Source organism: Thiohalophilus sp., assembly GCF_031581315.1.
Lineage (GTDB): Bacteria > Pseudomonadota > Gammaproteobacteria > UBA6429 > Thiohalophilaceae > Thiohalophilus.
In genome coordinates, this window is sequence record NZ_JAVLAZ010000157.1 from 1 (window position 1) to 2,723 (window position 2,723).

The 2,723-nt window shown below is 55.2% G+C and carries 4 protein-coding genes; 1 reads left to right on the forward strand and 3 read right to left on the reverse strand.

All coding sequences use genetic code 11. The annotated features are described in order from the left end of the window. Nucleotides 1-90: 90 nt before the first annotated feature. The 3 genes from RI563_RS13065 to RI563_RS13075 all read right to left on the reverse strand — a co-directional run bounded on the left by RI563_RS13065 (nt 91) and on the right by RI563_RS13075 (nt 1,336). Complete coding sequence (locus RI563_RS13065; RefSeq protein ID WP_310694821.1) at nt 91-513, reverse strand: FHA domain-containing protein; 423 nt, start codon at nt 511-513, stop codon at nt 91-93. 11 nt (nt 514-524) lie between these two features. Next, a complete protein-coding gene (locus RI563_RS13070) occupies nt 525-845 on the reverse strand; it encodes a hypothetical protein (RefSeq protein ID WP_310694822.1) in 321 nt (106 codons plus the stop codon). Between the two features lie 95 nt (nt 846-940). Continuing rightward, nucleotides 941-1,336 (reverse strand): hypothetical protein, encoded by a 396-nt coding sequence (locus tag RI563_RS13075; protein WP_310694823.1) that lies wholly within the window; start codon nt 1,334-1,336, stop codon nt 941-943. 211 nt (nt 1,337-1,547) lie between these two features. Here RI563_RS13075 and RI563_RS13080 point away from each other — a divergent pair. Then, on the forward strand, nt 1,548-2,723 hold a 1,176-nt coding region (locus tag RI563_RS13080), incomplete at its 3' end, for a methyl-accepting chemotaxis protein (protein WP_310694824.1).

Here is a 2,723-nt window from a genome sequence, read left to right on the forward strand (position 1 = left end):
ACAATTCAGAACTCATCATTCAAAATTCAACATTATTTTCAGCCTCTGCGTTGAGATCTTTTCTCTGCCAGGTTAACCGGACCCCGAAGATCAGCGTTTCTTTTTTGTCGTTTTTTTCTTCGCCTGTTTTTTCTTTTTGCCGGTGTAGAACACGCCGGGGATCCAGGTTTTGTAGAGCTGGGCGGTTTCCTTGGTATCCTCGCGGGCTTCATCGACGAATTTGAACAGGTTGATGCCGATCCGTATCACATCGCCATGACGTAACTTGTGCAGGGTTACGGGGTGATCGTTGACGTAGGTACGGTTGGTGGAGTCCAGGTCCTGGAGTACAAACTCGATCTGTCCGCTTTGATCCGGCGCTGCCATGACCTCGATGACGGCATGTTCCTTACTGACCAGCTCATCTTCCAGACTAATGTCATTCTCACTATTGCGGCCAATGCTGATCCGCTGTTTGTCGATCGGCAGTTTAATGCCGGCACTGTCATCCGTTTTCTGCACTAAAAGCGCCATGTCCGGCTCCGTTAACTCATCAGGGCAATAAAATAGGGGAGCCAGGCCAGCAACACCAGAACTCCCACCGTCAGCACGGTATTGCGTACCCGACCATAGCGCGCCCGTTCCTCGCCGGTACTCTGACTGCGCAGCATGGTGGTCATCAGGGCATCCAGCATCAACAACATAAACATCAATGGGGCCAGTACCGGGATCAGCAGAGTCGAAACCACATCCCAGCCATGATAGACCGGCGAGGCTCCCGGTTCCGGCTGCAGGATAACCGTCAGCAACGCACACAGGAGCAGCACAATACGCAACGGTTTAAGTTCAATCAGTAACTGCTTCATCAAGGGTCGCTCTAATTATATTTGGAAGAGGTTGCTATTTATCCGAAGTACCGATGTACACGGTCTTTTTTAGAGTATACAAGTTTATCGCCACTTCAGTGAAAACCGTGTTTGCCGGCACCGGGATCAAAATCCACGCGCACCTGATTCTCGTGCGGGCGATCGAAGACCAGGTCGATACTGAAGCTCTCGCCCTTGAGATCGGCGCGAATCTGTTTTAACTCCGGCAGACGTTCGGCCAGGTAGGAACAGGTGGCGGCAATACGCGGCTCATTATCACTTTGAATCGACTCCAGCAGCGCATTGGCCACATACTTGGCGCGCTGGGTCTGATCCGGCTGTTCGATGCGCTCCCCGGCCAGCTCTATCCCCTGATCCATCTCCCGGTCCATTTTATCCAGATACTGTTTTTGCAGATCGCTCAGCGCTTTGTTGCGGTCATATTCAATTGTTTCCTGGCCGTTGACCAGAACCGCGACTTTTTCACTCATGTTCGACTCCCGCTAATAATCGATGGCCATCTTAGCAGACAGGCGGAATTGACTACGAACCGCACAACCCACTCACCGGGTTGTGGTCAAAACCCCTCCAAATAGAATGTCTATTTTTGCGAATAAGAATCATTTTTATATTAAAGTTTGCTAATACATAACCGATTAACCCGGGCACATCCATTAACCTGTTTTTTGCTCGAGGCACGTCATGTTGAACACACTCTCTATCGGAGCCCGACTGCGGCTCGGCTTTATTCTGGTCCTGGTCCTGGTCCTGGCCATGATCCTGCCGGTCATGTTCACCAAGGTGAATGACATCGTTGGCCAGGCGGAGCAGCGCGAACTGCGCAGCCTGTATGAAAGCGCCAACGCCGAGCTGGCCTCGGAAGGCCGGCTGGCCGAGGCCCTGAGTGTCAGCATGGCCTCCCTGCCCTCGATGCAGGAGCATTTCGCCGCAGGTAACCGCGAGGCGCTCGCCGGGATTACCGTACCGCTGTTCAAAACCCTCGAACAGCAGTATGCCGTGCGCCAGTTCCAGTTCCATCGGCCGCCGGCCACCTCCTTTTTGCGCGCGCACAAACCCGAAAAATTCGGTGACGATCTCTCCGGTTTTCGTAAGACGGTCCTGGCGGTCAATCGGGAACGTCAGCAGGTGCAGGGGCTGGAAAAAGGGGTCGCCGGTCTCGGTATTCGGGGCATCAGCCCGGTTTTCGCCCGCGGCGAGCATATCGGCTCGGTGGAATTCGGCATGTCCTTCGGTCAGCCGTTTTTCGACAATTTCAAGGCCAAGTATGACGTCGATATCGCGCTGCATCTGAACAACAACGGGGATTTTCAGACCTTCGGTTCCACACTGGGCGAAACCCGCCTGCTCAGCGAACCGGCCTTGCAGGCCGCCTATAACGGTGAACCCCGGGTGATGAACACCACCCACGCTGACGTGTCTTACGCAGTGTATGGCCGGGTTATCAACGACTTCAGTGGCAACCCCGTCGGCGTGCTCGAAATCGCTATGGATCGCAGTCACAACATCAGTGCCCTGGCCGAAACCCGCAACCTGATTCTGCTGGCCAGCGCCATCGCCCTGGCCGTGGCCCTGGCATTTGCCCTGTATATCGGTCGCACGATTTCACGCCCGCTGCGCAATGCCGCCGCGGCGATGACCGACATTGCCCGGGGCGAAGGCGATCTGACCCGACGTCTGCCGGTGAATGGCCAGGACGAGGTCGCCCGTCTGTCCGATGCGTTCAACCAGTTTGCCGAAAAGGTCCGTCTCACCGTGCAACAGGTCGCCGGTTCCACCACCCAGCTGGCCACTGCCGCCGAGGAGATGTCCCAGGTAACCCAGCAAACCAATGACGGCGTGCAACAGCAACAACGAGAG